Genomic DNA, 6117 nt, shown 5'->3' on the forward strand with positions numbered 1-6117 from the left:
AGGTTGTCGACATTGCCCAGCGTGCCCCCGACCGCGCGGAGGTCGGCGTAGAAGCCGACCGCGTCACCGATGCTGCTGCTGCCGCTGAAGTCGACCGTCACGTTGGTGTGCGAGACGTCCGAGGTGTCGATGAAGCCGGCGGAGAAAGTGGTGGCGCTGGTGCGGGTGATGAACAAGCGGGACACCAGGGTTTCGCCCGATCCGAGGACCCCGGCCGCCGTCACGACCACGCCGCTGATGGAACTGGTGACACGGACCGCGTCCTGCGAGGGCCGGACATACACGGCCAGCCAGTCCATGGTGTCGCGCGTGTCGGTGTCCAAAGCGCTGGCACCCGCGGTGGCGGCGGCCGCCCCGATGGCAAGGCCGAAGTCCATCTGAGCGGTCGTCGTCGCGAAGGCGGTGTCGAGGAAGATGGTCTGCCCCACGTTGAGCGTGTAGTCGTCGCGGAGGAACAGCACCTGCTCGGCCTGGTTCACGGTGCCGGAGTAGGTGGTCTGGAGCGATCCGGAGGGCGAGGAGAAGGCGATGTTTGATTCGGCGACCCCGTTGTCGAGGACGCGGGTCAAGGTGTACTCCGACAGATCGCTGTCGCTGAAGGTGTCAATCACCACCGCGGAAGCGGGGGCGACCAGGGAGGCCATCGCGCACAGGGCGGCGATCGGGGAAACTCGGGAAGACATGGGTATTTTGGTGGGTTGGATTGCCAACGGCGCGGTCGCCGGACTGGACAGGATAAGCCCCGGAAAGGCCTCCCCCCACAACTCCAATCCCCTCCTCTCCCCCTTAATGGGGACGCTCCCCCACGTTCACCGCTTGAGCGAGATTTCCCAGCTTCCCGGCAGCAGACCGATCACCCGCCGGCCGCCGGTTTCCCGCAGCACCCGGGGCTCCACCGGGACCCCGGCGGAGCTCACCACCGGCTCGCCGGCGAAGGGCAGGTGAAACTCCGCCGCGGTGCCCTTCGGGACCACCAGCGAGGCGCGCCAGGCATCGGCACCGATCCCGTGGATCTCCAACAGCACGGGCCCCGCCGGCGTCGGCAGCTTGAGCTTCGCCCGCTCCAGCGAGGCGGTCTGCGGCTTCACCCGGAAGCGCTTGAAGCCGGGCTCGAGCGGTTCGATGCCCATCAGCTTGCGCGGGATCAGGTTCGCGGGAGCGGCACCCCAGGCGTGATTCCAGTCGAGGTTCGGTTTGAGCGCCGGATCCCAAGCCTCGAGGGTGATGGTCGATCCGACCTTCTCGCTCATGTTCCGCCAGGAGCGCTGCCCGTCCGCCACCAGCAGCGACAGGGCATGGTCGGCCTCGCCGGCATCGTAGAGCGCCTCCAGCAGGAACTGGGCGCCGTAGACACTGCAGGCCATGCCGCGCGGCTTGAGGAAGGCGGCCACGCGGGCCACCCGGTCCGCCGGCACCATGCCGAAGGCCAGCGGAAAAAAGCTGGCGTGGGCGGAAGCGTGGCCGCTGGCCTGTCCGCTCACCGGATCGAGACCGTCGAGATAGCAGCCCCGGTCCTCGTCCCAGAGCCGCTCGTTGAACGCCGTGAGCGTCGCCTGCGCCAGGTCCGCGAACTCCTTCGCCTCCGAGTTCTTGCCGAGCCGCTTCGCGATCTGTTCCAACAGGACGAGCGCCCGGTAGTGGAAGGCGGTGACCACCGTCTTCACCTCCGGCTTCATGTCGTAGCCATCGCGCTCCCCCGCCGGCCAGTCGACGATGTCGGTGAGCTCGCCCTCGTTCCAGCCCTTGAAAAGCCCGTCGCCGGTCCTCCGCCCGATCATCGCCCGCTCTTTCAAGGTCGGGTAGTGTCGGCGCAGCGAACGGTCGTCGCCGGACCACAGGAAATCGTTCCACCCCAGGATCACCGATTGCAGCCGCCACTCGGTCGGCCAGGTCGGCTTCTCCAACAGATACTCGTGGCTCAGGCGCGCGGTGTCGTAGCGGGCATCGAGACAGTAGTGGGACAGCTGGTTGATCAGCACGTCGGCCTCGTAGGGTTTGCGCTCGCGGTCGCCGTCGACATAGAGCCCCATGAAGCTGGTGGCCTTGATGCTGTGCTTGCACAGCGCCCACACCGCGTCGAGCTCCGCGCTGGAGGATTCGAAGGCGGCTGCCGACTCATCGAAGGGAACGCTCCACGAAACCCGCCGGATCTGGTCGATGGCGAACGACTCCGGCGCATTCTCGACCTCGACGTAGCGGAAGGGCATGACCTGACCGGTTTCCTTCGGCAGCTCCAGCCAGCCGCTTTTCATCCAGCCCGGTGGTGCCCAGGTCAGCGCCGGCCGCGCCGCGACCCGCGGGCGGAGGGTCACCTCGTGGCGCTGGTAGCGGACCGTGCCGCCCGGTTGGCGATTGACCTCGGCCGGCCCCGCCAGGGCTTCGCCCAGGTGAACCGTGACCTTGGTGCCAGCCTTCGCGTCCGGCGAGGTGATCTCGACGTTGCCGAAAGCCGCGGTGCCGAAGTCGATGAACCAGGCCCGATCCCCTTTCCGTTCGAACTTCATCGGAGCCTCGGTGGTGGCCACCACCGGGCTGCGCTCGAAAGCGCGGGCACAAAGCGGAGACAGGCTGAGAATGAGAAGGAAGCGTAGCATGGGATCGGTCGATTTCGCCCGGAAACACGGCCGTGGGTCCGGGAATGGGCATCCCGGCTCCAGGCGACGATTCGGCAAGGGTTGGCGTGTGGGAATCAAAGTCACGAATCCCATCGCAAGTCTGCAAGGAATCCCCCACCCCCAAAAAGGGGGAAAGACGCACCGGGAATCTCGCCCGCCTGAAATTTCAGCTTTGCCGCAAGGCCCGAATCATTCTAAACCCCGCCGCTCCGGCGCGGGTTTCCTCCCGCCGGTCATCCCTTGGTTCCGCCGGCTTAGCTCAGTTGGTAGAGCAGTTGATTTGTAATCATCAGGTCACCAGTTCGAGTCTGGTAGCCGGCTCCAGGGGATCCCGCCGTTGCCAGGCCGGGAAGCGCGGCAATGGTCCGCCGGAATCCAATCGCCGCCCAAATTCGAGGCTTTCGCGGCGCCGCGCTCTCACGCCCAGGCGACGTGGCCAGTGGCCAGTGGCCAGAGAAAAGCAGAAGACCGGGGCTGTTCCATCTGCCATCTGCCATCTGCCATCTGCCATCTGCCATCTGATCACTGATCACTGATCACTCGGCACTCGGCACTCGGCACTCGGCACTCGGCACTCGGCACTCGGCACTCGGCACTCCAAACTCACACACACATCCGGGATCCGGTCGAACTCCAGTCCGAGGCCCCGGTGCTCCCCCCCAACGCGCGGACCCGGACGACATACACCTTGCCCGGCGTCAGGCCGGTCAGAATCATCTTGCGGGACCCTCCGTGGAAACCACCGTCCGACCACGGGCCGATCGACCCGCCGTCGGTCCCGGCAAACTCCACCTTGTAGCCGCGGGCATTGCGGATCGGGTTCACCGTGACCATCAGCTCGCCGGTCTGGCCGGTCACCAGTTTCCGGATCTCCGGCGCCGCCAGCGGAGCGCGGGTGCGGTTGTTGCTGATCGCCTCGAAGCCACTGGAAAGCAAGACGGCCAGGTCATTGGCACTGGCAACCTGGACGTAATAAGCCTGGGCCTTCAGCAACTCGACGAGCTCGGCACGCAGGTTCCTCTTGGTCGCCGTCGCGGCAGTGCCGCCCTGGACCGTGGCCGCCATCGCGGCGATGAAGTCGCCAAGCGCCGTCTGGAGATCCGCCAGCGGCACCGTCGGGGCCGGAAAGCTGGCATTGCCGGTCATGTTCAGGATCACGCCATGGGCCCGATCCTTCAGTTGGCCGTCCGTCCCCGAGGCAAAGCCCAGCGAGACGCGGGAGATGGGTGTGTTATCATTCATGACGCTGTGTGCATTTCATGCAGGGGTGTTTTCATTCGCCTATCACGCCCGGAAGACCGCTTCACCGGCGCATGTTTTTTCAAATAACACGACCCGTATCTCCGCACCCACCAAAAACACCGCAAGCCAGATCTTGGACCACCCTGAATTATTTTATATTTACAAACCATCAAAACCCGGAACCGCGCATCGCCACAGGGATTTCCCGAGAATCATGTTAGACCGCCCCGGAAGTTAAGCGTCGAAATCGACAGCCGTTACAAAATCCATTTTCTCCCGTCGCTCAACCTCGACCTGGGGGATGCTCCCATGAAAGACCCGGGTTTCCCTCCCCCTCGGACAGGCTCGTGGAGGAACGACATTCGCCGGGATTCAAGTTCATCACGGAGGATCCAACCCCACCCATGCTCCTCCCGAACAAGATCAAGTCAGGCCTGGAAAATCCAAAGTGCGCCCTGAACAAGATTAAGTCTGTCGAGGAAAAGCCAAAGTTCGTCCTGAACAAGGTTAAGTCCGTCGCGAAGAAGCCAAAGCTCGTCCCGAACAAGGTTAAGTCCGTCGCAAAAAAGCCAAAGTTCGTCCTGAACAAGGTTAAGTCCGTCTCGAAAAAACCAAAGTTCGCCCTGAACAAGGTTAAGTCCGTCGCAAAAAAGCCAAAGTTCGTCCCAAACAAGGTTAAGTCCGTCGCGAAGAAGCCAAAGCTTGCCTCGAACAAGGTTAAGTCCGCCGCGGAAAAGCCAAAGTTCGTCCCGAACAAGGTTAAGTCCGGCACGAAAAAGCCAAAGTTCGTGCAAGCCAAGGCAATGAATGGGCTCTCCGTCAGATTCGCGATACATCAGGCGAAAGCCATCGAACCACGGATGAACGGGATGAACGCAGATCGGAAGAAAGGGGTCCGGGATGGATGGGATGGATCGGATCGAAATCCCGCATGAGGGAGGTCGGGTCGGGCGGTTTCCGGCCGGTCCGCCGCGGAGGTGTCTGATTTTGGGCGATGATGAGGCTTCGGCTCGGTTCAGACCGTCAGGGTCTTGATCCGGTCGAGCGGGCTTTGCACGGCCATGGCTCCGATGCCATTCGCCACATGGGTATAGATCTGGGTGGTGCTGACATCGGCATGGCCGAGGAGTTCCTGGATGGTACGCAGGTCGCGGCCGCCCTCGAGTAGGTGGGTGGCGAAAGCATGCCGTAGCGCGTGGCTGGTCACTCGTTTGTCGATCATTGCCGCCTCGACCGCCGCCCGGAGGGCGGTGGAATACGATTCCGGATCGACATGAGGGCGGCGACGGATGCCGGTTGCCGGATCCAAGGACGGCCGGACCGCGGGAAACAACCATTGCCACGGCCATTTCTCGCCCGCCCGCCGGTCCTTCCGGCCAAAGGCGTGGGGCAGCGCCACGCCTGGCAGTCCCGCCTCGCGGTCCGTCCGGAACAGGTCCCGGAGCTCCGCCTTGGTTGCCACGACGGCCTCCTTGACGGAATCTGGCAGCACGGTGGTGCGGTCCTTGTCGCGCTTGCCGCTGCGGACGGTGATGATGCCGCGTTCTTCGTCGACGTCCTTCACCCGCAGGCTGACGAGTTCCTTGATGCGCAGTCCACCGCCATACTGGATCCGCGCCATCAGGCCGAACTGGCCGTCCATCCGTTCCAGCACCGCCATGACCTCCCTCACGTCCAGAATCACCGGCAACCGCTTCTCGGTTTTGCGCAGCCGGACATCGAACTGGACGCTTTCCCACCCGCAAACGTCCTTGAAAAAGAAGACCAGTGCGTTGAGCGCCTGCTTCTGGGTGCAAAAGGAGACGCGGCGATCCTTGACCAGCCATTCCAAGTAGGCCGAGGCGCGCCCGGGATCCATCATTCCGGTGGCGTTGCCGACCCATCGCGCATAGCCGGCCACCCAACGGCCGTAGGTCTCCCGTGTCGTCCGCGCCAGGCCACGGCGGGCACCCGCTCCATCGACCGCCCGGCGAGCCCGCTCGTCCAGGCTGCGGACCTCGCCGCCGGTTTGCTGCCGGTGCTTGAGCCAGCGGAGGTACCACTGGATGGCACCGCACCACTGGTCGAGCTGCCAGTCCTGGCGCGGCTTTGAAAGAACCTGCTCGCGCCAGAAGCGCTTGCAGGCCTCGCGACCCGGTTCCGTACCGGAGTGCCTTCGCCATTGCTCGAACCAGCCGATGACCATGGCGAAAGCCTGGCGGTCGCGATACAAGACATCCCGGGAGGCCTCGAGATCTGCCGACCACGGGAAGATCGCCTC

Annotated in this window: 5 protein-coding genes and 1 tRNA gene; 2 read left to right on the plus strand and 4 right to left on the minus strand. The window is 64.1% G+C overall.

The genetic code is table 11. The annotated features are described in order from the left end of the window. Both IG178_RS21680 and IG178_RS21685 read right to left on the minus strand, forming a co-directional pair. Window positions 1–683: hypothetical protein (locus tag IG178_RS21680; protein ID WP_193214687.1), on the minus strand; the 683-nt coding region annotated here is incomplete at its 3' end. 126 nt (window positions 684–809) lie between these two features. After that, entirely contained in the window at window positions 810–2594 is a 1785-nt protein-coding gene (locus IG178_RS21685) for a family 78 glycoside hydrolase catalytic domain (RefSeq protein ID WP_193214688.1), read from the minus strand. A 269-nt stretch (window positions 2595–2863) separates the two neighbouring features. On the opposite strand from IG178_RS21685, the gene IG178_RS21690 reads away from it, so the two are divergent. Further along, window positions 2864–2939: transfer RNA gene (locus IG178_RS21690), tRNA-Thr, on the plus strand. Between the two features lie 279 nt (window positions 2940–3218). On the opposite strand, the gene IG178_RS21695 is transcribed toward IG178_RS21690, so the two are convergent. After that, window positions 3219–3857, minus strand: coding sequence for a fibronectin type III domain-containing protein (locus IG178_RS21695; protein WP_193214689.1), 639 nt, complete (start codon window positions 3855–3857; stop codon window positions 3219–3221). Window positions 3858–4261: 404 nt separating this feature from the next. On the opposite strand from IG178_RS21695, the gene IG178_RS21700 reads away from it, so the two are divergent. Continuing rightward, window positions 4262–4792, plus strand: a complete 531-nt coding sequence (locus IG178_RS21700; RefSeq protein WP_193214690.1) for a hypothetical protein — start codon at window positions 4262–4264, stop codon at window positions 4790–4792. Between the two features lie 80 nt (window positions 4793–4872). Here IG178_RS21700 and IG178_RS21705 read toward each other — a convergent pair. Continuing rightward, a partial coding sequence (locus IG178_RS21705; protein WP_193214691.1) for an integron integrase occupies window positions 4873–6117 on the minus strand: 1245 nt, incomplete at its 5' end.

This window comes from Neoluteolibacter marinus (genome assembly GCF_014904755.1).
Lineage (GTDB): Bacteria > Verrucomicrobiota > Verrucomicrobiia > Verrucomicrobiales > Akkermansiaceae > Haloferula > Haloferula marina.

Coding starts and splice junctions, on each gene's coding strand:
- IG178_RS21700 (WP_193214690.1), top strand. CDS start 4,262: ATGCTCCTCCCGAACAAGATCAAGTCAGGCCTGGAAAATCCAAAGTGC.
- IG178_RS21695 (WP_193214689.1), bottom strand. CDS start 3,857: ATGAATGATAACACACCCATCTCCCGCGTCTCGCTGGGCTTTGCCTCG.
- IG178_RS21685 (WP_193214688.1), bottom strand. CDS start 2,594: ATGCTACGCTTCCTTCTCATTCTCAGCCTGTCTCCGCTTTGTGCCCGC.